Annotated in this window: 23 protein-coding genes and 1 pseudogene; 10 read left to right on the forward strand and 14 right to left on the reverse strand. The window is 57.8% G+C overall.

What is annotated here, in order from left to right:
- Positions 1–16 precede the first annotated feature (16 nt).
- The 4 genes from PWG15_RS33915 (at position 17) to PWG15_RS33930 (ending at position 4,746) form a co-directional block, all read left to right on the forward strand.
- Entirely contained in the window at positions 17–2,713 is a 2,697-nt protein-coding gene (locus PWG15_RS33915) for an adenylate/guanylate cyclase domain-containing protein (RefSeq protein ID WP_275027858.1), read from the forward strand.
- A gap of 286 nt (positions 2,714–2,999) precedes the next feature.
- Positions 3,000–3,266 (forward strand): hypothetical protein, encoded by a 267-nt coding sequence (locus tag PWG15_RS33920; protein WP_275027859.1) that lies wholly within the window; start codon positions 3,000–3,002, stop codon positions 3,264–3,266.
- A gap of 157 nt (positions 3,267–3,423) precedes the next feature.
- Positions 3,424–4,104 (forward strand): hypothetical protein, encoded by a 681-nt coding sequence (locus PWG15_RS33925; RefSeq protein ID WP_275027861.1) that lies wholly within the window; start codon positions 3,424–3,426, stop codon positions 4,102–4,104.
- A 294-nt stretch (positions 4,105–4,398) separates the two neighbouring features.
- Positions 4,399–4,746 carry a hypothetical protein gene (locus tag PWG15_RS33930; protein ID WP_275027863.1) on the forward strand — a complete coding sequence of 116 codons (348 nt, stop codon included), beginning with the start codon at positions 4,399–4,401 and terminating at the stop codon, positions 4,744–4,746.
- A 264-nt stretch (positions 4,747–5,010) separates the two neighbouring features.
- Here PWG15_RS33930 and PWG15_RS33935 read toward each other — a convergent pair whose 3' ends face one another.
- The 3 genes from PWG15_RS33935 to PWG15_RS33945 form a co-directional block, all read right to left on the reverse strand.
- Positions 5,011–5,802 carry a hypothetical protein gene (locus PWG15_RS33935; RefSeq protein ID WP_425536850.1) on the reverse strand — a complete coding sequence of 264 codons (792 nt, stop codon included), beginning with the start codon at positions 5,800–5,802 and terminating at the stop codon, positions 5,011–5,013.
- A 9-nt stretch (positions 5,803–5,811) separates the two neighbouring features.
- The gene (locus PWG15_RS33940; RefSeq protein WP_275027978.1) at positions 5,812–7,077 is read right to left on the reverse strand and encodes an alpha/beta hydrolase; all 1,266 of its coding nucleotides are present in this window, start codon (positions 7,075–7,077) and stop codon (positions 5,812–5,814) included.
- Between the two features lie 433 nt (positions 7,078–7,510).
- On the reverse strand, positions 7,511–9,325 hold the full coding sequence (locus tag PWG15_RS33945; RefSeq protein WP_275027864.1) for an adenylate cyclase: 1,815 nt from the start codon (positions 9,323–9,325) through the stop codon (positions 7,511–7,513).
- 647 nt (positions 9,326–9,972) lie between these two features.
- On the opposite strand from PWG15_RS33945, the gene PWG15_RS33950 reads away from it, so the two are divergent.
- The 4 genes from PWG15_RS33950 to PWG15_RS33965 all read left to right on the forward strand — a co-directional run bounded on the left by PWG15_RS33950 (position 9,973) and on the right by PWG15_RS33965 (position 14,186).
- Positions 9,973–10,398: a hypothetical protein gene (locus PWG15_RS33950; protein WP_275027866.1), complete on the forward strand. Its 426-nt coding sequence runs from the start codon at positions 9,973–9,975 to the stop codon at positions 10,396–10,398.
- A 62-nt stretch (positions 10,399–10,460) separates the two neighbouring features.
- Positions 10,461–10,997: an OmpA family protein gene (locus PWG15_RS33955; protein ID WP_425536854.1), complete on the forward strand. Its 537-nt coding sequence runs from the start codon at positions 10,461–10,463 to the stop codon at positions 10,995–10,997.
- Positions 10,998–11,083: 86 nt separating this feature from the next.
- Entirely contained in the window at positions 11,084–12,526 is a 1,443-nt protein-coding gene (locus PWG15_RS33960; RefSeq protein ID WP_275027868.1) for a DUF1254 domain-containing protein, read from the forward strand.
- Between the two features lie 820 nt (positions 12,527–13,346).
- Positions 13,347–14,186: a polysaccharide lyase family 20 protein gene (locus tag PWG15_RS33965; protein WP_275027981.1), complete on the forward strand. Its 840-nt coding sequence runs from the start codon at positions 13,347–13,349 to the stop codon at positions 14,184–14,186.
- A 246-nt stretch (positions 14,187–14,432) separates the two neighbouring features.
- On the opposite strand, the pseudogene PWG15_RS36600 reads toward PWG15_RS33965, so the two are convergent.
- From PWG15_RS36600 to PWG15_RS33975, 3 genes and pseudogenes are all read right to left on the reverse strand, one after another.
- Positions 14,433–14,535: pseudogene (locus tag PWG15_RS36600) on the reverse strand (AAA family ATPase); the annotation flags it as partial.
- A gap of 132 nt (positions 14,536–14,667) precedes the next feature.
- Positions 14,668–15,000: a type II toxin-antitoxin system RelE/ParE family toxin gene (locus PWG15_RS33970; RefSeq protein WP_275027870.1), complete on the reverse strand. Its 333-nt coding sequence runs from the start codon at positions 14,998–15,000 to the stop codon at positions 14,668–14,670.
- A complete protein-coding gene (locus PWG15_RS33975) occupies positions 15,000–15,275 on the reverse strand; it encodes a type II toxin-antitoxin system Phd/YefM family antitoxin (protein WP_275027871.1) in 276 nt (91 codons plus the stop codon). Before PWG15_RS33975 ends, PWG15_RS33970 begins: the two co-directional genes overlap by 1 nt.
- Before the next feature lie 439 nt (positions 15,276–15,714).
- Between PWG15_RS33975 and PWG15_RS33980 the strand changes: the two genes are divergently transcribed.
- Positions 15,715–16,827, forward strand: coding sequence for a septal ring lytic transglycosylase RlpA family protein (locus PWG15_RS33980; protein WP_275027872.1), 1,113 nt, complete (start codon positions 15,715–15,717; stop codon positions 16,825–16,827).
- 495 nt (positions 16,828–17,322) lie between these two features.
- On the opposite strand, the gene PWG15_RS33985 is transcribed toward PWG15_RS33980, so the two are convergent.
- The 4 genes from PWG15_RS33985 to PWG15_RS34000 all read right to left on the reverse strand — a co-directional run bounded on the left by PWG15_RS33985 (position 17,323) and on the right by PWG15_RS34000 (position 21,646).
- Positions 17,323–17,733, reverse strand: coding sequence for a low affinity iron permease family protein (locus PWG15_RS33985; RefSeq protein WP_275027874.1), 411 nt, complete (start codon positions 17,731–17,733; stop codon positions 17,323–17,325).
- 61 nt (positions 17,734–17,794) lie between these two features.
- Positions 17,795–18,043, reverse strand: a complete 249-nt coding sequence (locus tag PWG15_RS33990; RefSeq protein ID WP_275027876.1) for a DUF982 domain-containing protein — start codon at positions 18,041–18,043, stop codon at positions 17,795–17,797.
- A gap of 117 nt (positions 18,044–18,160) precedes the next feature.
- Complete coding sequence (locus PWG15_RS33995; protein WP_275027878.1) at positions 18,161–20,098, reverse strand: ABC transporter ATP-binding protein/permease; 1,938 nt, start codon at positions 20,096–20,098, stop codon at positions 18,161–18,163.
- A 561-nt stretch (positions 20,099–20,659) separates the two neighbouring features.
- The gene (locus PWG15_RS34000; RefSeq protein WP_425536851.1) at positions 20,660–21,646 is read right to left on the reverse strand and encodes a L,D-transpeptidase family protein; all 987 of its coding nucleotides are present in this window, start codon (positions 21,644–21,646) and stop codon (positions 20,660–20,662) included.
- 185 nt (positions 21,647–21,831) lie between these two features.
- On the opposite strand from PWG15_RS34000, the gene PWG15_RS34005 reads away from it, so the two are divergent.
- Positions 21,832–22,062 carry a hypothetical protein gene (locus PWG15_RS34005; protein ID WP_275027880.1) on the forward strand — a complete coding sequence of 77 codons (231 nt, stop codon included), beginning with the start codon at positions 21,832–21,834 and terminating at the stop codon, positions 22,060–22,062.
- Positions 22,063–22,309: 247 nt separating this feature from the next.
- On the opposite strand, the gene PWG15_RS34010 is transcribed toward PWG15_RS34005, so the two are convergent.
- The 4 genes from PWG15_RS34010 to PWG15_RS34025 form a co-directional block, all read right to left on the reverse strand.
- A complete protein-coding gene (locus PWG15_RS34010) occupies positions 22,310–22,903 on the reverse strand; it encodes a general stress protein (protein WP_275027881.1) in 594 nt (197 codons plus the stop codon).
- A gap of 22 nt (positions 22,904–22,925) precedes the next feature.
- Entirely contained in the window at positions 22,926–23,246 is a 321-nt protein-coding gene (locus PWG15_RS34015; RefSeq protein WP_275027983.1) for a PepSY domain-containing protein, read from the reverse strand.
- A gap of 205 nt (positions 23,247–23,451) precedes the next feature.
- Positions 23,452–23,706, reverse strand: coding sequence for a hypothetical protein (locus tag PWG15_RS34020; protein ID WP_275027882.1), 255 nt, complete (start codon positions 23,704–23,706; stop codon positions 23,452–23,454).
- A 2,347-nt stretch (positions 23,707–26,053) separates the two neighbouring features.
- Positions 26,054–26,329, reverse strand: coding sequence for a hypothetical protein (locus PWG15_RS34025; RefSeq protein WP_275027883.1), 276 nt, complete (start codon positions 26,327–26,329; stop codon positions 26,054–26,056).
- Positions 26,330–26,375: the final 46 nt, after the last annotated feature.

A 26,375-nucleotide genomic window follows, 5' to 3' on the forward strand; every position in this document is an offset into this window, starting at 1 on the left:
GAGTGGGAGCGGCGGCATGGCGTCTGAAGAGCTGAGCATCAAGAAAACCCGCCAAACGCACCTTGCTCTCTGGCGGATGCTCACGCGAGCGGTCGCGCCGGCTATGCAACGACTCAACATCGGCGGCAAGCTGACAATCGGCTTTGGCGTTCTACTGGCCCTGCTGCTGTTTGTCGTCGGATTGAATTATCTCGTTAGTATTGAAGCCGTCCGCAATATCAATAGAACCACCAATCTGAGTGCGCCAAGCGCAGTTGCGTCGGCGCGGGCGCAGGCGAACCTGCTGCGCATGCTGGGGGAAGTCAGGGGCTATCTGGCTTTGGGTGATGAGTCTTACCGGGATCGGTACCGGCTGGCGAACGACGCATTCCGGGCGGACATGGGTACGCTCGAAGCCCTCTTGCGCGCGAAAGGCGTGTCAGCGACGAGAGCCGCAGGCGGCGATGTTGAGCAGGCGATGCGGGAGTTCAGCGCTAAGCTCGCGGCGTGGAAACCACTGCCTGATCAACTGTTCGAACTGAGAAACGATCAGTTGCGCAGGGAGCCGGCACTCAAAATCCTCATTACCGATGCCAATCCGCTCATCGCAACGATCGTGGCATCGGCCAAGGCCATGATGCTGACCCAACAAAACCGGGAAGCAACGCCGACCAACACGGCGCTCCTTGTAGAGGTCGCGTCGTTTCAGAGCTCGTTTTACGCAATGGTCGCGGGGCTACGTGGTTATGTAACAACCGGGAGGGAAAGTTTCAAATACGAGTACCAAACAAATCTTACCGTCAACGAAACTGCGTGGTCACACATAGCCAAGAGCAAGGTATTGGCGCCCAATGAGTTCACGTTGGTCGAAAAGATTTCGAAAAGCCGCACTGCTTTCCTAGAGCTTGCGCCCAGAATGTTCGACGCGGTGGAAGGCGAGCACGCCCGTGAGGATCTTTATCTTTTCCGCACAGAGGCCGTTCCTCTTGCGGAAAGGATGCTTGAGATCTTGGACAGCGTTGCCAAGCATGAGCAGCAACGTCTGCAAGTCGACCTGGGCAGCGGCAGGGACCAGCTCGTAAGAGCGCAACGGATAATAATTTCTGTTGGCGCATCGGCTGTCCTGCTGGGGCTGCTCCTCGGCACATTATTTCGTGAGAACATTGCCGGTCCAGTCCAGCGGCTAACTCGGGTGGCCGATCGGGTACGCAAAGGAGACTTTGCGGCGCGTGCCAAAGTCGAGTCCGGAGACGAGATAGGAAAATTGGCGGCGACCTTCAACAGCATGACCGCGCAGCTGGGCGAAAACCTTGAGGATCTGGAGAGCCGCCGCAAAGAGCAGGAGACTGCGGCAAGAAGATTTCGCCGCCAGAGTGAGTATCTAGGTGCCTTGCACGATACCTCGCTCGGCTTGATTGCCCGCCTGGACCTTACCGAGCTTCTGTCAGATCTTACTGCCCGGGCAGCGCAATTACTTGGGACCGAACATGGCTACGTCTATCTGGTGGAGGATTCGGGCGAGGCGCTCAAGCGCATGGTTGGGGTCGGGGTATATACCACACACATTGGCCAGAGGTTGATCAGGAGCGAGGGCGTAGCTGGAACCGTCTGGAACACCGGTGAAGCGCTCGTGGTCAACGACTACCAGAACTGGTCGGGGCGCGCCGCAGCAGCGGCTCAGATGGATGTGACCATCCGGGCGATCATGGGTGTGCCGCTCAAATCTGGCGAGACCATCGTAGGCGTGCTCGGCATCGCGTATGACGATGCCTCAGCGCTCGAGTTTGGCGCTGAAGAAGTTGAATTGCTGAAGCGCTTCGGTCAACTCGCCTCGATTGCCCTAGAGAACGCACGACTCCATACAGCGACGGAAAGCGCCAGGTATCAAACCGAGGAAGCGAGCAAACGCGTGCGTGAGCAGAACCACATGCTCGAATCCTTGTCCAGTAAGCTGTCCAAGTACCTTTCCCCGCAGGTCTATGCGTCGATCTTCTCGGGCAAGCAAAATGTAGAGATCTCCTCAATACGAAAAAAGCTCACCGTCTTTTTCTCCGACATCGCTGATTTCACAGCGACTACCGACAAGCTCGAATCCGAGGAACTGACCGAGTTGCTTAATCATTACCTCACTGAGATGGCTAGGATCGCACTGGGGCACGGCGCAACGATCGACAAGTATGTTGGCGATGCCATCTTGGCCTTTTTCGGCGACCCGGAATCGAAGGGTACTAAGCAGGATGCGCTCGCCTGTGTCAGGATGGCGATAGCAATGCAGAAGCGGATGCAGGGGCTGCAGGCGGAATGGGCCAACGCTGGTTTTAAACTGCCGTTCCATCTGCGCATCGGTATCAATACTGGATATTGCACCGTCGGCAATTTCGGCAGCGAGGATCGAATGGACTATACGATCATTGGCGGCGAAGTTAATCTTGCCTCGCGCCTTCAGGCGTATGCCGATCTGGGAGGCATTCTGCTGGCGCACGAGACCTACGCGCTCGTCAGGGACGAGATTGAGGCTGAAGAGCTGCCCCCGCAGACGATCAAGGGTTTTTCGCACCCTGTTCCGTCGTATCGGGTTCTTGGGATTCGGGACGATCAACAAGTTCCCGCAGGAGTGGTTTGCCACATTCAGGAGGGATTACGGCTTGAGATCGACGTCGCAGTACTGAGGGGGGCCGGCCGTGCCGATGCTATTAAGGTGCTCGAGAAATATATGCGAGAGCTGCGCGGTTAATGCCCGAAAGCTGCTGTCGTTTGGCACTTCTGTGGTTGCCTTCCGTTTGGCAAGACGTTTCTGACCAGGAGCGAGTGCGCAGTGGAACTGTGACGCGAGGCGATTTCCGTCGATAACGTTGGCGACCAAACGACAGCTTGCGCGAGTAAACCGCGTCGTACTCCTGTAGGTTACAGTTACGTACCTTGCGCCTTTCCTGCCAGCGCTCACGATGGCAGAAAAAGCAGCGCCGAAATTTGGCATCGCCCTTCCTTGAATTTAGGCACCACACAAACGGATAGATCAAATGGGAAAGGGTGTTGAATTCGTAACGAGCTACTTCAAAACGAGCGGTCAGGCGATCGAGGAACTCGCCGCCCAATGCGAGGCCTTCCGCGACCTCTGTGACGATTTCGCGATAGCTAACGAGGAGAAGAACCGATGGCGGCGCTCCACATCTTCCGATCGGCAACAGCGGATCGCTGAGTATCAGGAACTCATAGACAGCATCCTTATCGACATCGAGCGGGAGCTGGAAAGGTTCGGCAAGGGCCCTTTCGCAAAGCCATCCTAATCCGAGGAAATCATCTTTCAGATCACGCGACAGGAGGCAGTTTGATGATGAACGCGAGTGACCGACTATGCTGTGTCAGAGGACGATAGGTGCGCGCTGCTAATTCAATCTGAGGCTCCTGTAATAGGGCCAACTGGGACAAGAGGGAGTGATACAGATGAACAAATTATCCGGCGTATGCCTGGTCGCCCTGGCGGCGGGCATGCTATCCACCGCGCCAACGTTCGCTCAGGACGCCATCTCAGCGCCGGCGCAAAAGACGATCGGCGCGACAAAATCGCAAATGGTACCGTCTCTGGCCGTTCTCAATTCTGCGGGGGCAAAACTCGAAGACGGCAAGCTCACGATGTCCGGCATCACCGCCAATTCGATCGTCTTTGCCGATCGGCCGGTGCGATCTGCAGGTCACGTCCTGACCTCCGAGTTCATCAAGCAATGGGGTGAGGGAACGGACAGCTTCGCCAAGGACCCCCCTAATGCGACAATTTCAGTCCTGAGCAGCAAAGGCGATTCGGTCGCTGATGCGGTAGTCGTCTTGAAGACCCCCAAGCTAGAGGGTGGCAATCTGACTTTCGACGTTGCCGTCCTGGAAGGTGATCTGGCCGGGGCGGACGGCCCGGCATCGCTGTTTATCGACTGGTTTGCTGCACGAGGCCCGTACGGCGGAGTAGCGGTTGGTGGTCGCGCCCCCGTCTGGCGCGGTGGATGGTATGCGCACCCGGGAGCCTATTACGGTGCGGGCGTTGTCGCCGGGGCTGCCGTCGGCGCGGCGGCTGCCGAGCGTCGCTACTACGCTCCTCCGGCCTGTGGCTACTATCCCTATCCGCCCTGCTACTAAGAGAGAGCCTTGGGCATCAGCAAACACTAATCGTATACGAGGGAATGGCTTCGAGAGAGCCATCCCTTTGCATTCCCTGGTAGGGCGTTTGGGCACTACGCAGCTTCTGACGCAACAGGCGATGGTGCGCGACGGGCGATTACCATTCAAGCGCCACCAACGGGCCTGCTTGCACCGCCTCAACAAAACATAGCCATCCGGCGCCGTTCCCGTGCAGTCGCGACGGGACAGGCCGGTAACCATGCGTTTCGTTGCCGCTTGGCCGCGAGCGCAACCCAAGAGAGGAGCATGACAATGAAACGCATCGCAACTTTTTCCGTGATCGTCGCCCTGTCCGCTTTGAGCTATGGCGGAACAGCTTATGCTCAGGCCGAAATGAACTGGCCAGCCAATATCGAAAAATCGGTGAGTGAATTCAAGGGCGACAAAGTCAGCGTCGTTCAGATCAGCACACTGGCGGAACAGAATCAAACCCGCTTGTGGGTGGAAAACGCGACGCCGGAACAACGTAAAGCCCTGCTCACGGCGATCGAAGCCAACAAGCCCCTCGTCGAACAGTTGAAGGCGCAAAATGTTGAGATAGAAAATATCGGCGGCGCCGAACAGGCCACTGACGGCGGACTGACAATCTACGTTCGCTAACCGTCCTTTGCCGATGAAGCGGGATACGGAAATATACCGCGTCCCGCTTCATTCTCACTCCACAATCCAACTTCCGTGCTAATTCCTCCGGGACAGACATCACGAAGCTGCGCGCCATATCTATAGGCCTGAGGATTGCAGAACATGCAGGGCAGCTTACGCCGGCGCCACTGCCGCTACATGCTGTGCGGGATGCCAATGGCAACATGATCCCGTGTGGATGCCGAGGCCGCCGGATATGAGGCTAACTAAGCGCGATAAGCCCTAGAATTTTACGGCGAGCCCGAGGATTGGACCCTGCTGGACCGCATCAAACAGGAAGCCATCGTTGTTGTAGTCGACACCCAGCGCACGATAGCCGGCGATTGCCGATATTCGATCGTTGAACTCGTAGCCGATAGCCATCGCAACATCCCAGTCGATGTCGGCGCCACCTCCACCCACCAGTCCCCATCCCGTCAGGTAAACGTGCGGGGTCAGGGAATATCTGCCGCGCAATCCAACTATGCCATCAAGCCAGGAGGCATCATCGTTCCGTTCGATGCCGCCCAGGATGCCACCGTTGAAGCGGATCGTGGTCTCGACCGACCAGATCCGAACCCCACCAACGAGGTCCAAATGCCCCTGCGGCGCATCGATGACAGCGTATCCAACGCCCAACAGGCCGGAGAATGTCTGCGAAGTCACATCGACGCCGGTTGCCAGGATACCATCGGGCGTGTCGCCGTCGGCTCCTAGCTTCGTGTACATAATGTCGCCGATAACGCTAAAGCGGCCGTTGCGAGCCTCGCCTGCAGCCATAAAGGCGAAATCGAGATTGCTGAGAATATCCCCGAAGTCTGCGTCCATTTCCACGGTCGGTAGTCCGAATTGCTTCGTTTCTCCCGACAGCCCTGCCATCCAAAAATATGGCGCAACGGAAAACGACCATCCGCTCGGGCCTTCGGCCGTCTGCGGATCTTTCGTGAGAAGAGGGGAAACGTCGGCGGCAAGCGCATTCCCGCCAACCATTGTCACGATTGTGGCCGCCAAGCCGAGATTGATATAGCAATTCATAGCCGATCCTTACTTTTGGTGCGAGCGACACGTGGGAGCGCGCTCTAAGCTCTGATTTGAAACACACTCCTTGGCTGCGACCTTCTCCTTGGCGCCCGACCGGCCCGCTAACCCACTAAGGTGGTGAGCGTAGTTTTCGCGTGTCGCTTGATCGACAACGGCGACCGGTGCAGCGAGGACCAGGCCCGCAGCGCTGCCCGCCGCCGCCGCAACCCCCGTCGTTCCAGCGATGAGGTGATCCCCAAGGCCCATCTTGCTGTCGGTCAACGTCTGGCCCTCGGAAATCCGGGTGCCGATCAATTGGACAACTTGCGGCGATTCCGCGAACTTGCCATGGTGCATGCTGTCTCCGGCCTTCACCTTGGTCAGATCAATGACGGTGATATCGTGGTCGGCCAACTCCTGCTTGTAAGGGGCCTGCTCCGGATCGATCGATCCCAGTCGGGGAATGTCACCCCAGACCCTGCGCGAGAAAGCCAGTGCCCGGTCGTCCTGCGACACGAAAAGAGTGAACCGCGGGTGCTGATTGCCCATGTCCTCGATCTGCGAGCGGAACACATCGACGTCAACGTCGGGGGCTGCGAGCATCACGTTCTTGAACTTTGCCGGCAGGCGACCATTACGGATTGCCATCTGGCGAAGCGCTTCCAAGGTAAGCCAGTTCCCCATCGAATGAGCAAGGATCGAGACATCCTTCACCTCCTCGTCCGCAGCCAGATATTGGAACAGAGATTCCAGCGCGTTGCGGGTATAGTTGGTGCTTTCACGGTCATAGCCGTAAGCCAAGAGGCTGCCCCGCGATGGCCAGGTCACAAGAACGGGCGCGCTCGTGACGCCGGAATCATGAACGATCTGAGCAAAACGGTAGACGGAGTCTTCGAAGCGATTGTTGAACCCGTGGATGAACACGAGCACGCTTTGGTCGGGACTCTTCCTGACCGAAGCGTTCAGCCAGGCCTTAGCTTCAGTCTTTGTCAATTCGTCCGCTTTCACAGTTGCAAAGTCGGTCGCCGGGTTGGCGGGCAGCTTCTTTGGCCAAGCCACCTCACCGACCTTCCGCACAGCGGGGATGGATACGGCGATGTCCGCAAACGTTGGCGCACGCGCCCGCTCGCCCGAGAACATTTCACCGGGCACTTTTGAGCGGTCACGCGTCGTCGTGATCAACATTTCCACCCGGCTTGCATCGGCTGACGTCTCGGCGACGGGCATCAAAACACCCTTCGGGTGGCCGCCGCATCCCGAAACCGTGATGAGCGTCAAGCAAAGGATCATCCGGCGCAGGCGACTTGAGAATGAAGCGACGTGTGCATCGCTGGTTTCAGATTTGATCAAAACGCTTCCGATTCCTGAATCTTGGCTCTAGCAATAATAGACGCCGACGGCACAACGTCTCACGGTCCGCCGAGCCACGCCCGCGACGCTCACAGGCGTCAAAGGGCGACCGACACGAGCCTCGGCGTGCTTGGCAAAACCGTAGAGTCCACGGATCGACATCTGCTCTGCGACAACGATCGCGGGAAGCAACAGCGCGGCAATAAACAGAACGAGCGGATCATAGGCCTATGCCTTCCAGGTGCTTGCAAGCGTCAGTCGCCGGCTGGCGTCTGATATCGGCAAACTGTAGATGCCGCTGAGAATGAACACCCGTAACGTCTGGTAGGCTCTGTGGGGGCAGACTGTAGGATCTGCCCGCTGTGGAAAAGCCTCAGGGGATTTTGCCTGCGGCGGCGGCCAATACCTTCGCTTCGACTTCCTCGGCGCTCGGCACGGGAAGACCCGCCTTGCGCAGCGACGCGATCATCCGCAGATTGTCCATCGGCTGAATGTTGCGTTTCCTGTGCTCCTCGATGATGTTCGGTATGTAGTCCGGACGCATCTTCATGAAGATTTCTCCCTCGCGCCTCGCGTCCTCCAACAATCCAGCGTCGGCGTAGATGGCGGTTGCGACGAGGTGAAACAGAGGGAACTGTTGCAGGTTAGTCTTGCGGATGAGGCTCACCGCTTTATCAGTATCGTTCAGCATATAGGCCGCGAGTGCCCGCGCTCCGTGATAGAAGCTTGCGCCACCAGGATTAAGCGCAAGAGCTCTGTCGAGGAGATCCGCGCCACGCTGCCACTGGCCGCCGATAGCGAGTCGCGTTCCAAACTCACCCAATAGCTCCGTGTCGTTCGGGTTGATTGCCAGGGCCTCCTCGCCGACCTCAAGCGCTTCGGTGAGCTGTTGGTTGAAGAACAGTGCGACCATCAGAGATTGAAGCGCCCGAGTGTTTCCTGGTTCCAGTTCAACTGCCCGGCGGGCCGAGCGCAACGCCCGCTCCAGCGGCGTCGGCTCACCAATCCTGAGGTTGAAGCGGAAGCGATCTTCATCCAGGTAGACGATGGACGACATTGCCCATGCTGTCGCATAACTTGGGTAACGTGCAACGACGCTTTCAAGACACTCTCGGGCGTTGAGATGGGTCTCCGGGCTGAGTTCTGAACGATAGGCATAGAAGCGGAGTGTGCAGTTGTAGATCCCGAGGTCGTCTGGTGGAGGGTTCACCGTTGCAGCATGCGCGATGACGCCATATGGCTGGGCTACAGCGGCCGCAACCTTGTTCGCGACGTCGGATTGGATGGCGAAAAGTTCCCGGCTTGTTAGGTCATCGTCGTAGGTCTGCGACCAGAGGATTGCTCCGTCGGATGTGTCCAATAGACGCGCCGTCACTCGGATCTTAGAACCAGACACCCTCACGCCGCCAGCAAGCAGATAACGAGCACCGAGCCCACCACGAATTTCGGAAGCTTCAACCTGTGGGGAGAGAGTTTTCGACGTTTCACGGCCGAAGACCATGATCTCCTTGAACCGGGGCAGGGCGGTGAGCAATTCCTCTGTCAGCCCGGCTGCGTACAGATGAGCCTGCGGGCCGTCGCCGAGATTGGCAAAAGGTGCGATGACCAGTGTCGGTTCATCAGGCGACTTTGCTGTTCCACCCTGTTTCGCGGCCTCGATCAAACGCTCGCTCCCCCAGTAGGTCGGCGCGACAAGACCGATGAGGCCAACAATGCCAAGCACCAGCCACCCACGACGCGCCCGGGATTGGCGTAGCTGCTTATCTCCCTCCTCGACAGAGGCAGAGACGGCGGCCGTGGACATCGGGCCGTTCCAGGCGAACGAGGGCGCGTAGCGTCCTTTTGGAATATCTATCCTGACGGGATCGTCCTGTCCGGCAACGAGGTAATAGCGCTCGAGCGCTCGCCTTAGCCGCCCGGCCTCGATGCGAACAACCGGGTCATCCTGGGTGAAGTCTTCCTTCCGTTTGAATACCTCGACCGCGATCGTGTAGCCCTTTAAGCGATGGGCTCGTCCCGCAAGGGCCTCCTCGACGACGAAACTGAGAAACGCCGGGCCTCGGCCTCCTTTTGGAAACTCCGCACTGGAAATGATGCGTGCAAGTTGGTCACGAATATCTGTCGGGCTCGGCACAGACCCAGACGATTCCGCCATATTTTCCGATCCGCGTGGCACAAAGGTGTCCATCAATCGCTCCAATTACGCCCACAGTCGCAGCAATCACAGATTTAGTTCGCACTACTTCATGTAACCTACGCTACCGAGGTCAGCTCGTCCAGAATCAGGCCGACAGCCCTGAGGTTCTTTTGCGCGCAGCCGCCGGTTTCCGACGTCGCGCGCGGAAATGCTAGTCGAGTCAATTTAGGCGGATTCGCAGAAAATATTTGATGGAGCTTCGCAGTCGACACGGTGAATGAGGGGCGTTCGCGCGGCCGTGCAAGGGCTGCGCAACTGGTACAGAAAGCCTCGCTGAGGCTCCCCTGTCGCTGGATGCGGCGCATGGAAACCGCAGCGATAGCCGTTCGTGATTGCTTTTCGCAGATCAATGGAGCGCTCCTGTCGGAAAGTGGCTACCGCGCGCGATGGCGCTGATGGGCAACGATGTCATCAGCCCAAGAATCTCTCTTGATTGGCTGCCGTGCCCGAGACCGGCATGTCGGCGAATTGCCACCGTCTAGCCTCCGTTCCTGCGAGAATGCCGACCGTAGCAGGGGCGTTGGATACTGTAACCTACTTCCCTTTTGGCGATCGCATTGAGCATGTCAACGCTGGCTCACGCCTCGGCTATTGGGCCGGGCAGCAGAGTTTAACGCCGTTTTCGATCGGACTTGCCAATGACGAACAGAATTGCAGTTTTCGGAGGAACGATAGTTCTCACTGTTCTTGCCCTCGCCACCGATGGTCGAGCAGACACCATCAGCTATGCCGATGCGGTGAGTTTGCTCGCCAACGACTGCGGCTCGGATATCCGGAAGTACTGCAAGGGGCTCAACCTCGGCGGCGGCCGTATCCAGACCTGCCTTGAGCAGAACGAGGGCAAGGTCTCCCCGGCCTGTACCGTGACACTGGCGAACGTGATCACGTCGATAAGTCAGCGTCAGTCGGCGCAGTCGTCCTTTGCGACGATTTGCAAACACGACATCGCCCAGTACTGCAAAAGCGTCAAAGGGGAGGGCAATGTTCTTTCCTGTCTGAACAAGGCGACGCGCGTGAACGAAGGGCAATGCGGCCAGGCCATCATCGACGCCGGATGGCGTTGAGACCTTTTTTGAGCACGAAAGGCAAGACGATGAAGGGGATTCAATTTAGCGCGTTGCTGACGATGGGGCTCATGATGTCCGCCAGCGAGGGGGTGGCGCAGGAAATCAATGACAAGCAACTTGTACGTACGCTGGGTAGGGTGGAAAGTGCTGCGCCCGCAATCGACGTTGCGCTCCTCGCAGAGGAGGCATCGGCAAGTGCGGGCAAAGGTGTCGCCAACCTTCCGAACTGGCAGAAACTTTCCAAGTTGTCGCAACTGATCGTAGATATCGAATTCGAAAATGGCTCCGTCGCCATCGAGCCGAAATCTTACCGCACGGTTGGTCTGATCGCCGACGCGTTGCATCATCCCAACCTGCGGCGCTACAAATTTCTCGTCGTCGGTCACACGAGTTCGACGGGAGACGCGCAACACAATCTCGAACTGAGTGCGCAGCGTGCGAACGCCATAACTGAGGCGCTTTCCACCACTTTTGCGATCGCACCAGACCGCTTGTATTCGATCGGTGTGGGCGAGGAGTGGCCGCTGGATACAGCCAACCCGAAAGCGGCGGAAAACCGGCGGGTCCAATTGATAAACCTTGGTCTCGTCAAATAGCTCGCGCTAGCCAGCTTTAATCCTGGAGTGGGCGACGAGATTTTCTGCTTCGCTTTTCGTTACACAAATTTTTTGGAGGGATAGTAATGGATATCACGCGTCGTGAGTTGACGGTTGCCGGTCTTGGTCTGATGGCTGCCGGTTCTATGGGGTCTTCGGCTGACGCCAACGATGGACTGGTGGCAAATTTGCCGGAAGGTCTAGACGAATTTGCCTCGGCGGTCGAAGCCTACATCTACGCCTATCCGCTCGTGACAATGGAGATCACCCGCCGCGTGATCACCAACGTCGCCGAGGTCAAAGGAACCCGAGGTCCGATGGGGCATGTCATCAAACTGCGCCAGTATCCGGATGCCAAATTCCGCGACGTGACGGCGCCCAACGCCGATACGCTCTATACGACCGCCTTCTTCGATGTGGGTGATGAACCCTGGGTGGTCAGCCTGCCCGACCTCAAAGATCGTTATGCTCTGTTTCCGATGCTGGACGGCTGGACGACGGTATTCGACGTTCCTGGAAAGCGGACGACCGGTACAGGGGCGCAGACCTTCGTGGTGACAGGACCTGGATGGGAGGGGACGCTCCCGGACGGAGTGAAGGAATACAAGTCGCCAACAAGCATCGTCTGGTTGCTCGGGCGCATCTACTGCACGGGCACCCCGGAGGACTACGCGGAGGTTCACAAACTGCAGGATGAAGTGAAGCTTTACCCCTTGAGCGCATGGGGCAAGGATTGGACCCCATCCAAGGGCAAGGTCGATCCGTCGGTCGACATGAAGACCGCCGTTCGCGAGCAAGTCAACAAGATGGACGCCGTCGAATACTTCAGCCTGTTTGCCGAACTTCTAAAAAGAAACCCGCCGAGCGAGGCAGATGCACCCATGGTGGCCAAGCTCGCCGAGCTGGGGATCGTTCCCGGCAAGGACTTCGACAAGACCAAGTTCGACCCCGCATTTGCAAAGCGCGTCCCTGAGCTCGGTTTTGCTCGCATCATGCTGCATTTCAAATTTAGCGACGGCGACGTTCAGGACATCGACGGCTGGGGCTTCACAACTAAGACCGGCATCTACGGCACCAATTATGTCCAGCGTGCCTTGATAACTGCAATCGGTCTTGGAGCAAACCGGCCACAGGATGCAATCTACCCAACGTCGACGAAGTCGGGAGGTGGGCTGATCAAACGGGCCTACAATGGGTCCGAGAAGTATGTGCTGACGTTCAAGAAAGGCCTTACTCCGCCGGTTGGGGGCTTCTGGTCACTGACTATGTATGATGCGGGCTACTTCTTTGTCGACAACCCGCTGAACCGTTATTCGATCAGTGCAAGGGAGCCGCTCAAGGCCAACTCGGACGGCTCTATCGACCTGTTGATCCAGCACGAATCTCCGGGAGCCGACATGGAATCAAACTGGCTGCCTGCTCCTACGGGGAAATTTATCCTCATGATGCGTCTGTATTGGCCGAACGAGGCCAATCCCTCCATCATCGACGGCACGTGGACGATCCCGCCGGTGAGAAATGTGAGCTAATTGCAAGCTGGCACTGGGCGGCTTCACGCCGCCCATTCGTTGCCGTCACCTGGGCGCGTGATCAATTCGGCCCTCAAAGGCCGGTCTCACGCTCAGCTCGGTCCCTGCAGCGAACCAGCGCCTGGTAGCTACACGCCGTCACAGTTCGGCCTGGCTCGGAAGTTTGACAAATGACCAAGTTGAGCCGGGTTGGCAAAGGCAACGGAAGAAATGGGGAGGGCAACCACATCCTGCCCAGCTCGGATTCATGGGAAAGGGTCTCTGCATGAAGCATGCGGAGTTCGTGACGTACATTCGTCAAACCTATGCTCGCCTTTTCGATCCAGATACGAGCGAGGAGACATGGTCTCTTTTCCTGACTGCCAATACGGGTTGGAACGGCTTGATCGAGGAGTATCTACGGCGCGTCGAAATGTACCTCAGCAAACGCGGGCTGCTTTCCAAGGTCTACATTCGACAAATAGAGGAAAAATGGGGCGGTCTACGCTGCTACCTCAGACCGACGAATGACTTTCGCCTTTCGGCAGAAGCGACCGCTGCGCTTGGCGGCATCTATCACGATATAGCGGGCCGGTCGTACCATACCTGTGACGTGTGCGGTGGAACCGGACGATTGAAGTCCATCAACGGCACATACCTCACCCGATGCAACGATCACATCTCTGACCGCAGGTTCATGACGGGTCTTGCGAGTGTCGAGGATGTGGCGAAGGTATTGGATAGCGCTACCAGCGCACCCCATGGGAACGGCGAGGTCGCGGCTCCACTCCCTTGGGAGGCCAACCTTGTTGACGGTTTCGAAGGTGACCGCTTCTCGCCCATGGGTGGTCTCTACTATCGCGATAATGTCGAGCAACGCGCAGGTTCAGTGGAATTTCAGCGCGACGTCACCTTTGGCAGTGCCGGCGCGTTGAAGCTAAGCGTCCGACCGCTCTTTGACGGCGAAGCCCATCGAAGCGAGCGGGCGGAGGTGTGGGAACGCACGGCTCTGCGCGTACCCTATGACAAGGCAGTCTGGTACGGCTTTTCGGTGAAGTTTGCCGACCCAATCCCGCAGCGGGATCACCGCCATCTGATTGCCCAATGGAAGCGCGAGATCGGCCCGGAGGCGAGGGGTGACTATAGTCCCTTCCTGGCACTTCGTCTGGTTCGGGGTCGCCTTTTTGCGACGGTTGAGACCACTTTTCCGGTGATCCCTGGGATGTTTTTGCCAACTGGCGCACCGGTTCTCACGCCGGTTTGGCTGCGGCCGGGAAAGCGGCAGATGCGTGCACTGGTTGCCACCGACCTTGGCTGGACGCCAGCAGATGGGCACCTTTTCACCGCCTACACGGACCGCATCACTGTCATCCCCAGGGGGCATGAGCTGCCAGCGCCGCATAGTGGCTGGATTGACTTTGCAGTGATGACCCGGCCCGGGCCGGATGGTACAGGGCATATCGAACTCTTTGCCAACGACCGTTGGGTCGTGACGGTCCGAGGCCATATCGGCCATGATGAACAAGGGCTGGGCACTAGGCAGTATTTCAAGTTCGGCCCCTACCGCTCGGCATCTCAGGGCGAATGGACGCTTTACTTCGACAATTTTCGACGCTCCACACGCAGCGAAGATGTTCTCGGACCGGCTGGACTTGCGGCGCTACGCTTAGCAGGCTTGTAGAACCTGGGAGGCGCAACACAACGATGTCATGCCGCTGGAAATTTCCTCAAAAGTGCCGAAATAAAATTTGCCAGTTATGCCGAGGTGGGTAGCAAGCATACGGGCGGAGTGATGAGGGCTTTGGAACGGATGTGCTCTGGCATCAGTTCCGCATCGATCGGAGGTGAGGGTCACAGCACCGCGTTCGTAGCGACCGTTGGCGAGCTGGAGAAAAGGTTAACGCTGCTCGCGACGACCGGCAGATAAGCCCGTCAGGGTTTTGATGGTCGCGAGCGTGCCCAGCTGCAATGCCGTTCTTGATACGACTGTTCTCGCGCAGCGTTAGTTCTTCCGATAGTAGAATGTCGGACGAACCTCGCACTCTAAAGGCGTGGTTGAACAGGCGATTGGTAGAGTTGTCCGACCATACTGATCGCAACCGAAGTCAGACCGCGATTTGCCATGCTGCCGTCTGCGATCGTTTGACCTTGGGGAATTGTTCTCACCTTGTTGCTCGAAACAAGTGTCGTTCAAGCAACGACTGCATGTCTCGGCGCCCGTCGGCGACGCAGTAAATGATGACATCCGATCCGAGGATGCGGTAGATCATCCGCCACGGTTTGTGATGTAGCTCGCGGTATTCGGTAATTCCGATCGGTGCGAGTTCCTTTGGGATGTTCCCTCGAGCTGGCATATCTTCTAGGCTCGAGGCGGCTGCCTCGACTTCGCCAAGTATCCGTTCGGCTGTTTCGACTCCGTCGCGACCGGCAATGAACCGGTAGAGATCCTCGATATCTTGTTCCGCATCTTCGGAGAGTAAGACGGTGTAAGGCATCAGGACCGGGAAACGCGTTGCCGGATCCGCTTGAATGATTCGGATGCGCGATCGAACTTGCCCGCTTCGACTTGCTTATTGGTGAGGGCCAGCACCTTCAACAAAGCGATTGTCTCTTGGGTTTCCTCATACACGGTAACGTCCTGGAGCACGGCTCTTGCCTCGCCATGCACCGTGAGCACGACAGGCTCACGATTTTCAGCCAGCGAACGAACGATCTCGGGCGCATGCGCCTTGAGATAGCTGATAGGTTTTACCTGCTGCGAGAGCTTCATACACCGATCTCCAATTTGACCAGAAGATAGACCTTTAAATGGTCGAAGGCAATCTCTCGGGCTCAGCTCCTAGCGGACGCTTGATCGGCTTGATTTTACCGACACATACTGTTCGGCCTTCGTATCCCATCAAGGCGAGGGATCGTGTGGCCTTCAGGTCTCAGCTGGATCATAGACAAGTGGGTATTTCTTCCCCCCAAAGAGGCCTCACGCGCAGCGAGGCCGGGGTGACTCCAACCACGCTGTGTGCGGTCCCGTGGAACTTTTTGGCGTCAGATCTGATTTTACAGTCACTTCAACGGATGGAGCGAATTAATGGCGAGACCCCAAGTGCAGTGATGCATCGACGAGTGCCACAGCTGCTATTCCGTGGCTGACATGAGCGCTTATGCCGAGGCTTGCCGCAGTTGCATGGAAGTCCGTCGCTAGCGTTGGACAGATGGTCATTGAGGTAAATACGCCTGCGAAAGGTGTGCGATGGTTGGCTATTATGGTGATCTGCGCCTGCTGTGCTACCTGTACGACCACGCAAGCGCCCAACACGAACCGCAGCAAAGCATATATCTCCGAAAAGGTATACGGAGTGAAGGCTAACCCGGTCGCCTACCACAAGAATGTCGCCAAGGGCGGTGGCCGCTATGTGGTTGGCAAGCCCTATGTAGTGAAAGGCAAGAGTTATTTTCCGAAGGAGGACCCGAACTACGACATGAAGGGGGTAGCTTCCTGGTACGGCTCCGCTTTTCGGGGGAGGCGGACCGCAAACGGCGAAGATTATGACCCGAAACACCTGTCCGCCGCACATCCGACCCTTCCCTTGCCCAGCTATGTTCGGGTGACCAATCTTGAAAACGGTTCTTCGCTCATCCTGCGTGTCAACGATCGCGGACCTTATCGAAAGGGTCGCATCATCGACGTTTCCAGCAAGGCAGCAGACATGCTGGACCTGAAGCACCGTGGCACGGCATCCGTTCGGGTGCAGTATGTGGGGCGCGCCCGCTTGGGTGGAGACGACATGCCCTACCTCCTAGCCTCCTACCTCAAGAAGAGGGACGGTTTTCCAGCCGTCAATCCTGAGCCTCAAATCACAACCGGCGTGATGGTGGCCTCGGATCGGTCGATTGGCGACCCGTTGCGAAGCGACAGTCAGTCTTTCTCTCCGACGCGGACGAACTTTGCCGGAACAACGCGGAGCGCCTCTTACCAGACTGGGACGAACTCCGCGGTCACATCGCAGACATCTAACCAACTCGCGATGTTGCGTGAGACTGGCCACCTTAATTCTGATTGGCTGTCCGAATACACACCGTCGATGTCACGAAGCGCCAAGATTGCACCACAGACTCACGAAATACGCTCCCTGACGGGGTTTGGTGTCAAATATTGCCTGGACGAGGACGGCGATGACGGTTTGCGCGACATGTGTGGGGTTCAAGTTCTCCCTCTCGCGGCCGGCAGCGGCACCAAGCGTCTTACCGGGATATTCTCCATAAGGCGACGCCGCTCTTGCCAAAGAGACGGTCGCTGGTGGGGCACAACGTTAGGTCTTACCTAACTCGCAAAGGTTCATCACAGGACGTGCCCGGCAGATTGAGCGTTAAAATTCGAAACGAGGATCAGAAGTTCGATCGGGCCGAGCGATTGACGTTCGCGCCGAGACACCTATTCACCGGCAGGTAACCTCCGACGTCATCCCTTTGGGTCGAATTCGGATTGTCGCACTCGGCTTGCTAGGCGATCGGGAGACGCAGGATGGCATGGGTTTTGGTGAGCGGGCGCGAGCTCAAGCGGTTGTCGAATTTCATTGACGATCGTCATCGCCCGGCGCGATGAGGCCTCGCTATCCGCTAAGCTGTGAAAAGCCCGCTTCGCAGGCGGCGACTGGATGGGCCAGTTCGGGGGCGCTGTAGTAGGTACATGGAGGCGACTGCGACGTCACGATCCATTCCGGCGAGAACTCATAGGGATGTCATCGCGCCAAAAAGGCGGCAAAGCCGGGCGACCTCGACTCTCGGGAATTGAAGGGGTTCGGCGGTCAAGCGCGGCTTGTTTACTTCGACTGGCTTTTTCTCGCATTTCTTTCGTCATGCGCACTCTGCAGCATTGCGTTCGAGCGCCGTGCCGCCTTCTCACATCGAGCATGGAGTTCTTCCAGCTCCTTGTCGGTCAGCCTCTCGATGCCGACGAAATCATTTTCGGCGTCCGTGAACAAAATGATTTCGTCGAGTTTGGCTTGGAGCGCCGCACCGTCGCGGTTTTGCGTGTTCTGGATCAGAAATACCATGAGAAAGGTGACAATGGTCGTTGCGGTGTTGATCACCAATTGCCACGTTTCGGAGAAACCGAAAATGGGGCCTGATAGCGCCCATACGAGGACTGCCGCCACGCAAAGAAGGAAGGCAATGGGGCTTCCCGCGGCATGTGCGATTGAGGTGGCGAACCTTGCGAAAAAACGATCCATGACGCCACCTATGGTTCGACGACCCACGCGGAAGGGATACGCGTGGCAGATTGCGATCGACCTAAGATTGGATGTCGTCGTCCAAGATAGGGAATGAAGATTCGATGGCTGCGCCGATGAAGGCTTTCCGCGAAAGCCCGGGCTCTTCGCCGCGCTCCAACGCGGCATGGCAGTGATTTCTTGCGCGTTCGAAGAACCAACCGCCCTGTGGCATTTCGCTCAGATACTGCAGCGCATCCTCTGGTCCGTTGATGGTGCGCTCGCCTCTCGCACCAACCCTAATCGGGTGATCCCAAATAGCAGGTTGCATTTGCTTTGCCTCGCTTCTCGCGAAGAACGCCTGGCCCTGAGGTTTGTTCCTTCACCCATCAGGAAGATAGCGGCCCGTATCCTTCGTGGGCAGGCGAGGCAGCGGGACCGAGGCAACTTACGTGTCGTTGCCTCGCGCTTTGCGCCAGTCTGCTATTGGCTTCTTGTCAGCGACGCCCGTTTCGATCACGAGAACGCTGTCGAAGACGTCGGCCCCGCCTTCAGATTGTATCGACGAAATATCATGCATGATCGCAACCACCGTGGCCTGTGGGCAATGTTCTTTGATTGACTTATGGAACGCTTGAACCGCCTGGCCATCAAGTGCGCTTGTCGCCTCGTCGAGAAAGATCAAACCCGGCTTCAGCAACAGGATTTTTGCAAGGACGAGTTTCTGCTTTTCACCCCCGGACAGAAGTTTGTCCCAATGTTGCCCCTCGCGACCTTCGCTCGAAAGCTCGCCAGCAAACTCTTCGAGCCCGGCCTCTTCCAACGCGCTCACGACGGCTGCGTCGCCATGCACCGCGGCCTCATCCGGTAGACAGACGAGGTCCTTCAGGCAAACTCCTTGGAGCTTGACGTCTTGAGCGGCGAAAAGAGTTCTTACAGTGTCGGGGGTTGCGATCAGGCCGCGGCCGTGCGCCCAAAGGCCGTTTATCGCCTTGAGAAGTGAGGTCTTCCCACTGCCCGATTCACCGATCATCAACGTCCATTCGCCGGGAGCGAAATCCAGCTTCTCGACGCTCAGAAACGGTTTGTCGTCGCCGGTATGCAAGAGCTCGACGGATTGGATGCTCAACCCTCGTGCGCCGTCCTGCGTTGCGTACTCAAACGCCGAAGGTCCGCTTCGGGCATAATAATCTTGCGGCCGTTGCACCGTTTCTATCGCTTGCGCAAGTTCTGTTATGCGGCGTGCGTCCGCCCTTAACGTTGCAATGTCGGGCATCGCATGAATGAACCAAGAGCATTCATTGATGAGGGCCGTCGCAAGCTCGGCGCCGGTGACATATTCCTGGAGGCTGATGGTCTTGTCGACGTAAGGCAAAAGACCGGGTGCATAGGCGACGATGCGTGAGCCGATGAAATTGTGCACGAGTTCAAAGCCCATGTAGCCCGCAGTTACCCGGTTGAGGCTCGCCCAGGTTTGGTCGATATCTCGATACCGTCGCCCGTGGAGTGTCTTTTGCGCCGGTTCGCCCCTGATGACCGCAACGTGAAAACTGCGGTGCAACAATTGGTTCAACTCGCTGCGATAGCTGCCTTCGGCCGATTGGATGCGGAGCGAGAGGCCTTGCAGGATTCCGCCGAGCCTGGCTGCGATAAATGTATTGAGCGGTACATAGATCGCGATCGCGAGTAGCGTCAGGCAGGCGCTTCCGTAGCTGCCGAGGAAATCAAGTCCTCTGACGGAGCTCGAAGTTTCGATCAGCTTGCCCCCGACGAACCCGAGCGACAGCACAACTCCGGCAATTCCCACGCCAAGCCCGATCGCACCGCCCGTCATGCCCTTTATTGCCTCCTGCACCCTCTGATCGATGTTGTCGGGCGATGAAGACTCTGTCTCGCTCGAGGCACCAAACCCGTTCTGCTGCAGGTGGAAGTGCGTGTGATTGGAATCCAGGAGCGCTTGGTTGAAACGTTCGTCCAACCACTGGCGCCATTTTCGGTGGAGGGTGGTCGAAAAAAAATGTCGTACCGCAGTGAACCCCGCGTCCCTCGTAATCGCAATTGCGGCAAGTGTTGCTGCCGTGCTCAGGAGTGACGAGGGGGAGGTGGGAACAGTGGGATGATGAAAATTGGCGATCCGATTGACCAGTTCGCCAGAGGTCAACGCAAACCAGACACTTGCTTGAGCTGACAATCCTGTGAGCAGCAGGATGAGAAATGTCAGGCTCCAGGCCTCGCGCCAACGCTCGGAAAGCCAGTAGGCCAGCAACAGGCCCCAGAAACTGCGCATGGAGGAAACAGGGCTGCGTGGTCGCCGCCGTTTCCCTCCGGAGGGCCATTTGACCAGTGCTGTTGCCCGTTGTGCGTTGCTGCGCACGACATCGCTCAAACTCATCTTCATGACTTGGGGCGGGGATCAGGCTTGTCAAACTCGAATCTTGTCGCCAGCAACGGACGGCGCGCAGGTACTCCGATGGAATGCAGCGCACGTTTGATGGCGATGGAGTCGAGCGGGTGCAGGAGCCTGACCACGTCGAGCACTGTTTGATCTTGGCTCGTTGCATAAGAATGTGCATATCGAAGCCGTCGAAGCCCTAGTCGAACTCTCTTGAAGTTACGCTGTAGCCGGCGCATGGGATATCCGGCGCCAGCGGCCTCCAGCGGTCTGCAAGGCGCGGCGTGAATGTTGCGAAACTCGTAGGAGGAGTACCGATATCCGCGCTGGAGCGGAGTCAGTGGGGCGCTCGCTCGCCCCCCTTCACAAAAGAAAGTGTCGATGCCGGCGCCCGAGACACGATGATGTCGAACATTGTCCATCGAAAATCTTCTTCCTTCGATTATGAGGTGTGGTAAGCGAACCGATGCAGCGCAGTCTTAGTTGCCCAAACCTAGCACCGCCTGGCTCCTGTGCGCATTGGAGCAGCGCCTTCCAGATCGGGCAGAGGCAGGCCTAGTCGACGAAGTCGACGGTGACTCCAGGTTTGACCATTGCCGCTAGTTCTTCCGCGTCCCAGTTCGTCAGCCGGATGCATCCGTGCGATCCGGATTTATCTATCAATGAGGGCTCCGGCGTGCCGTGAATGCCGTAGGTTGGTTGCGAGAGGTCAATCCAGACGCTGCCGACCGGGCTGTTGGGACCGCCAGGCAATGTCATGATTTTCTTGTTTGTGCCCTGCCGGAAGTTAACTTTGGGATTGTAGGTATAGGGCGGCATCCGAACCACGCCTTTGATCTTCTGCGTGCCGGACGGGGAAGGGTTTTCCTCGCTCCCGATGGTGGCGGGATAGGCCGCAATAAGCGTTCCGTCGTCGGCGAAGGCCAGCAATTGTCTCGTTCGCTTATGCGCCTCAATGCGCTTCACGGAACCTTGCCTCGGACTATCGGGTATCGCGACCCAGATCGTTTCTCCGGCAACAAACTTGGCAGCTGGATTGAGCTCCGTTAGAAGGTGTTCATCCATGTGAAAGCGCTCGGCGAGCTTCTCGACGATGCCTGTATAACCCAGCCGCTCCATCTTGGCCTGTTCCGAATAATCCTTCGGGATGGCTGGGACCAAGCCTTCTGCGTCGCCCTGCGAAATGGCATAGGGCTCAACCGCCGGTCGTTGGTCCGAAAGTCGGTCGATCACATCCGGATCCAGTCTCCCGTCTAAGGGCAGATGCTGCATTGCCTCGAACGCCGCAATCGCTTTGGCTACGTTCTGGCCGTCGTATCCGTCTATGACCCCGGGAGACGTGCCCGCTCGATCGAGAAGTATCTGGAGCCGCGTAACAGCGGGGTCGGGTGCTTGTGCTGGCGTGTTCGATTGATTTGATGGAAGGGCGACAATCATAGCATTGTTGATATCGTCCGGCTTAAGCGGCTGGCCTAGGGCAATTCCTTGGAAGGCTATAAGCAGCAAGGCCGCAAGAGCGATGTTGTTCATTCGCGTCCTCATTTCGAGCCTTTGGACTCTCCCGAACCGGAGCGACCTTAGCGCCCCGCAAACGTCGCACGGTGGCATTTTGGATACTAAACCCGAGCACCAACAATTGGTTCCCGGGTCGAGGAAATGCGAATCGGAAGAAGGGAGAGCTCAGCCTGTTCGGCGGCTACAGCGACGCATGCGTGAGGAGAAAACTCATGGCCAAGGCTGAAACGACACGAGATCATGACAATGTTCGATATTGGGCAGAGGCACGCAAGCGGCGGCCAACCCGTTTGAAATGCGCCGATGAAGATGAGATTTTACGGATTGATTTCAGCGAGCGGGATGTCCAACTGGGGCTGATCTCATGGGAGGAGTCTTTCCGGTTACTCGACAATAATCGACTATTCTTTCTGCACCTGGACAAAGTCGGCGATGGCGCCTGAGACGGTTTTACAAGTTTGGCGATCGCGCCTAGATCAAACAGGAGTCGGGCTTGGAACGTGCCTGGCTGAACAGGCTTCTGCCTACCCGCTTGGAGTTGAAATGGGTTTCGCTGTCGCAGGTTGTAAGGACGAGACTGACGTTTTGAGTGCGATCGCGCCAGTAGCACCCAAAAAATCGGCCCCGAGCGGGGCCGAAATCGAGTTCCCGGGCCGCATGACAAACGCCTCTGCGGCCCTCCTGTTTGCGTCAAAGCCGATAGCGAAGACGGTCTTTCTCGATCTCCTCGGCAGTGTAGGGATCGAGCCTTTCGTCGAAGCCCCTCCAGCCCTGCTCGAGGTATGCCGCGCGGCGTTGTTCGGGATCTACCCAGCTGCCCCGGCGTAGGATGACCTGGGCGTCCGCGTAGAGGCTCTCGTCAACCCGGGCGCTAACAACAGCTCCGCCGCGGCGCACGCCCTCGGCATAGACATGGGCATGGGCCTCGGGGACGCCAGATTCGGTCATCGCGCCGATCAGTCCCCCCGCGGCGCCACCGGCAACGGCGCCGGCGGCTGCACCTGCTGCCGTTGCGGCTAACCAGCCTGCCGCCACCACAGGTCCGACGCCGGGAATGGCCATGACCCCAAGCCCGGTCAAAAGCCCTCCGATGCCGCCAACTGCAGCACCTAGACCTGCGCCTGTGCCTGCGCCTTCGGCAGCGTCGCTGTCTTTGGAGTACCGGTCACCGACATTGTTGGAGACGATACTGATATCGTCAGACGGCACGCCGCGATCTTCCAGCGCGCTTACCGCCGCGCGGGCATCGGAGTAATCGTCAAAGAGTCCACTAACGGTTTTCATGGGGGTTCCTCGCTGTTTTGGATTAGTTGGCGACCACGTTTCCCTGGTAGTCGAGTGCGACCTGGACGGACTTTCCGTCCTTCATGGCGCTGCCGCGCCAGACGCCTTCGCTATCGAGCTTAAGACCGGCAACGTCGGTGTAACCGGCTTCAACGATGCGTTTCTTAGCCTGGTCTTCGGTGAAACTGTTTGCCCCGGCAACCGGAGCGGTGGGATTGGTGGAGTCCGGCGTCGCCACGGCCGGCGTGTCACCGTTCGTAGTCGCCGGAGGCGTGGAAGTCTGCGCGAGCGCGCCAAAGGTCGATACGCCGAGGAATACCGCGGCGAGCAGCAGTTTTTTCATGATGTCTACATCCTTGTTCTCAAGCCCGTGGAAGGCACTACCGGTCAAACTTTGCTCGAGTTTTTTGGTTCCTGAGTTTTTGCCGCTCACGCAGATCTCGACTTCTCGAAAATACGTGTCGGTCTCCTCGAATCTTGCTCGGGGTAGGGACGCTCCGATTGGCGTTGCGACGGGGGGACAACAGACGCCTCGAAGCAGCGCTGGCCTACATGGCATCCATGCCCTTGATCGCATTCTCGAGATGCGATTTGCACTTTTCCATGTCATTGGCAGTTATGGCATCTTTTGCCATGCCCAATTCCTTGGTGGATTCGATCTTCTTCGCGCCGTCGGAGATTTGTCCGATCTGTTGTTCGGCCTTCGCAATCGAGGCTTCGTCACAGACGACATTCGTTTGTGCAATGGCAGGGGCGGCGAACACCGCCAGGACGGCGAGGGTAGCTGCTGATTTCAAGATCATGGTTGTTCTCCTTTCGCCGGCAAGACACCGGCTCGCTTTTAAGATGACCGAACGGCACAACGACGGATCTGTTCCCTCAAACGGGTGTCGAAAATCATAGTTTTTTCAAGGAACTTTCAGGTGATCGGGACGTTTGAGCCCGCGCATTCCGCGCTCATTTAATCGCTTGCTGGTCGACGCTTGTTTGAGGAAATTGGGTCAGTGTCTCCATGTCCGAAATTCGACAAAGCGGAGCGATCGTGGCGGTTGCATTTCGGAAAGGCGGGGTAAATCCTACGAATCACGACATAGCGGGCAAACGATCCTGCGTGCCGCTTCGACAAGACGCTATCGACAGCGCTCTGGCGCCGCGCATGCGCTGCAGGACATGCAGGAACAGCGACGGCATCACAATCAAGGTCGGGAAGCTGAAGCGATAGACAGAAACCCACTCACACCCGGCAAGGTCGCACGCTCGCCTGCGGGTAGTCTCTATATCGCGCTCCAGTCTGCATTTTCATCGGGGCTGCGACATCAGCGCCGTTGGCTGCGCTAGCTACGTGATCGGCCGCATCGATGAACAGCATGCCGCAATCGAAGAGCTTGACCGGATTGGGGAGAAGTCCGGGAACCGCGAACCTCGGAAGTGCGAGATTATCTCGTACCTGCACTCTGTGGGACGCTACGCTGAGATTGAGTTCGCGCCCTGATCTCTTTGACAGTAAAGGAACCTCCTCCGGGGTGGCGGAGGCTCCCTGGGGCAGTGCGCGACTACAAGCAGTACATGTAGCCGCGCCTCATATGCTACACCTCAGCGGTAACACCACAACTCATCCATTCTGGGTAAGACGACTCCGACAGTGCGGAGCCGTTGAGGTGACCGTCGCCCTTGGAGAGCGATCAAGAAGTTGAACTGCGCAACTCCCTCGGTAGGCCCCACATCTAGCGGGGACACTAATGGCAGGTGGGGCCTAGAGGTGCCTCGATCTGGTCAAGGATCGAGAGCATTCTCAAACGTAGGGCGGCGGAAAAGGTTCCGCCATGGGACTACAGTCCCATCCAGCAGGCGCAAAGGTCTTAAGGTCGTTGTCGCACTGTACGTTCGCGTTAGTTTTCTCGTTAGCCCAAGCAGCACAGCCCTTTACTGCCTTGGGTGGGCAACGGCGCCGAGCGCCTCTTTGCACCCGCAGGGCTGAGCTTTGCTGTCGTTGCCCGATTGGGATTGAGGATCTTGCTAATGTACGAACGACACACATACGGCGCACCAGAGCGCAAATTTACGACAGGTCTACCCGTCGGGATGATGCTTCTGTCAGTGGTGGTGATCACCGCTTACCTGCTCGTCGCAGGTGCTTCGAGCGACAGCGGCCGCCCGATCACCACCGTCCTTCCCAAGCCTACTGTGGCCACTTCTCATTAACAAGGCACGGCAAGGCTCCCGGCTAGGTGGTACCCAACTGAGGGAACAGCATGGGCTTGATGCTTGGGAAAGGCTCGTTTGGCCATGGCGCTGCCGCGTCATCGCCAGCAGCTCCGCGAGACCAGGGACCAGAGACTCTTCGATCTCTTCGAGACCTATGCACTGACTTCAACGATACGCGACAACCTCCCGCGAGAGGTGCCCCGACGGGACGATCTGATAGGCGCTCGTCGCCCCGTCGGGCGGCACCTGGACGCTGCTCATAGCCGGCGCTGACGCATAGGGAACATTTCGGATCGGTGGCCGTTCTAGCTTTGCCGGTGATCCACGATGCCGGATCGTCGGCTGGGCTCCAAGAGCTTCACGCGCTCTTCTCCAACGGAGCCCATCGAGGCACACTGTGTGGCTCCGTCCTACCCGCGGAGCCATCCATTCGGGCTGCCTCGACCCTTCACATCGGCTCATTTCCGTTCATCGCGTTCGACATATGCGTCTTTCAATTTGTCGCTCTCGTTCGATGCAAGTGCTTTCTTGGCCATCGCCAATTCCTTGTTGGCGTAGTCCTTCTTCATCGCGTCTTTCATGGCCTCTACGTGTTGGACAAGTTCGATTGAACACACGCGATATTGGACAAGGTAGAAAGCCCAGCAAGCGCGAGTAGCACTGTCGCTGTCAATAGTGTCTTCAGCATCGGTATCTCCGCTTCAACTCGTTGAATGTCGAGCCGACCCCGAGCGAAAGCCGAGACGAACCAGGGCGGACGCAAGACACGCTAACGGCGATGTCGAGTGGCTGACGGACAACGGAGGCTTCTGCGGGCTGACTTAGCGGCGAGAAAGCCGACGGCGGCTGGCCGATGCAGAAGGTCGGTAAGAAGCTTACGGGCCAACTCCGACGGCATCGAACGCAACGATCTCCGGAGGTAACATAATGTCGACCCCACAGCGCCTAGCGACTGCTCTTGGGAACCTCTTCGTCGAAGCGGGTCTTTTCGCGCGCCGGGTCGTCGTCGAGGATCTCCTCAACGCTATCTTCGGGCAAGGCCTCGTCCGATTCCATGTTGGCCTCATCGCGGCTCGGAACGGGCGGCACCCGGCCGTCGGGATCTGCTCCCGACCGGTCTGGCGCTGGAATCGGTTCGAGATCCATCTCTGGCGGACGTGGCTTCGAGATGGGCTCCGGCATCGGTTCGTCGCCGGCTTTTACGTCGTTGGGTTCGCTCATCACGTGATTCCTTTCCTGTTGGAAAATGAACCAGCGGCCGCCGGTA

Source organism: Ensifer adhaerens, from assembly GCF_028993555.1.
In the GTDB taxonomy this organism is placed as follows: Bacteria; Pseudomonadota; Alphaproteobacteria; order Rhizobiales; family Rhizobiaceae; genus Ensifer; species Ensifer adhaerens_I.

What these genes read in the sequence shown, in the direction of transcription:
- PWG15_RS33940 (WP_275027978.1), bottom strand. Translation starts at nt 7,077, where the DNA reads ATGATCCTTTGCTTGACGCTCATCACGGTTTCGGGATGCGGCGGCCAC.
- PWG15_RS34015 (WP_275027983.1), bottom strand. Translation starts at nt 23,246, where the DNA reads ATGAAAAAACTGCTGCTCGCCGCGGTATTCCTCGGCGTATCGACCTTT.
- PWG15_RS33915 (WP_275027858.1), top strand. Translation starts at nt 17, where the DNA reads ATGGCGTCTGAAGAGCTGAGCATCAAGAAAACCCGCCAAACGCACCTT.
- PWG15_RS33965 (WP_275027981.1), top strand. Translation starts at nt 13,347, where the DNA reads ATGGGTGGTCTCTACTATCGCGATAATGTCGAGCAACGCGCAGGTTCA.
- PWG15_RS33960 (WP_275027868.1), top strand. Translation starts at nt 11,084, where the DNA reads ATGGATATCACGCGTCGTGAGTTGACGGTTGCCGGTCTTGGTCTGATG.
- PWG15_RS33970 (WP_275027870.1), bottom strand. Translation starts at nt 15,000, where the DNA reads ATGCCTTACACCGTCTTACTCTCCGAAGATGCGGAACAAGATATCGAG.
- PWG15_RS33925 (WP_275027861.1), top strand. Translation starts at nt 3,424, where the DNA reads ATGAACAAATTATCCGGCGTATGCCTGGTCGCCCTGGCGGCGGGCATG.
- PWG15_RS33920 (WP_275027859.1), top strand. Translation starts at nt 3,000, where the DNA reads ATGGGAAAGGGTGTTGAATTCGTAACGAGCTACTTCAAAACGAGCGGT.
- PWG15_RS34025 (WP_275027883.1), bottom strand. Translation starts at nt 26,329, where the DNA reads ATGAGCGAACCCAACGACGTAAAAGCCGGCGACGAACCGATGCCGGAG.
- PWG15_RS33985 (WP_275027874.1), bottom strand. Translation starts at nt 17,733, where the DNA reads ATGGATCGTTTTTTCGCAAGGTTCGCCACCTCAATCGCACATGCCGCG.
- PWG15_RS33930 (WP_275027863.1), top strand. Translation starts at nt 4,399, where the DNA reads ATGAAACGCATCGCAACTTTTTCCGTGATCGTCGCCCTGTCCGCTTTG.
- PWG15_RS33935 (WP_425536850.1), bottom strand. Translation starts at nt 5,802, where the DNA reads ATGAATTGCTATATCAATCTCGGCTTGGCGGCCACAATCGTGACAATG.
- PWG15_RS34020 (WP_275027882.1), bottom strand. Translation starts at nt 23,706, where the DNA reads ATGATCTTGAAATCAGCAGCTACCCTCGCCGTCCTGGCGGTGTTCGCC.
- PWG15_RS34000 (WP_425536851.1), bottom strand. Translation starts at nt 21,646, where the DNA reads ATGAGGACGCGAATGAACAACATCGCTCTTGCGGCCTTGCTGCTTATA.
- PWG15_RS33980 (WP_275027872.1), top strand. Translation starts at nt 15,715, where the DNA reads ATGGTCATTGAGGTAAATACGCCTGCGAAAGGTGTGCGATGGTTGGCT.
- PWG15_RS34005 (WP_275027880.1), top strand. Translation starts at nt 21,832, where the DNA reads ATGGCCAAGGCTGAAACGACACGAGATCATGACAATGTTCGATATTGG.
- PWG15_RS33950 (WP_275027866.1), top strand. Translation starts at nt 9,973, where the DNA reads ATGACGAACAGAATTGCAGTTTTCGGAGGAACGATAGTTCTCACTGTT.
- PWG15_RS33945 (WP_275027864.1), bottom strand. Translation starts at nt 9,325, where the DNA reads ATGGACACCTTTGTGCCACGCGGATCGGAAAATATGGCGGAATCGTCT.
- PWG15_RS33955 (WP_425536854.1), top strand. Translation starts at nt 10,461, where the DNA reads ATGGGGCTCATGATGTCCGCCAGCGAGGGGGTGGCGCAGGAAATCAAT.
- PWG15_RS33975 (WP_275027871.1), bottom strand. Translation starts at nt 15,275, where the DNA reads ATGAAGCTCTCGCAGCAGGTAAAACCTATCAGCTATCTCAAGGCGCAT.
- PWG15_RS33990 (WP_275027876.1), bottom strand. Translation starts at nt 18,043, where the DNA reads ATGCAACCTGCTATTTGGGATCACCCGATTAGGGTTGGTGCGAGAGGC.
- PWG15_RS34010 (WP_275027881.1), bottom strand. Translation starts at nt 22,903, where the DNA reads ATGAAAACCGTTAGTGGACTCTTTGACGATTACTCCGATGCCCGCGCG.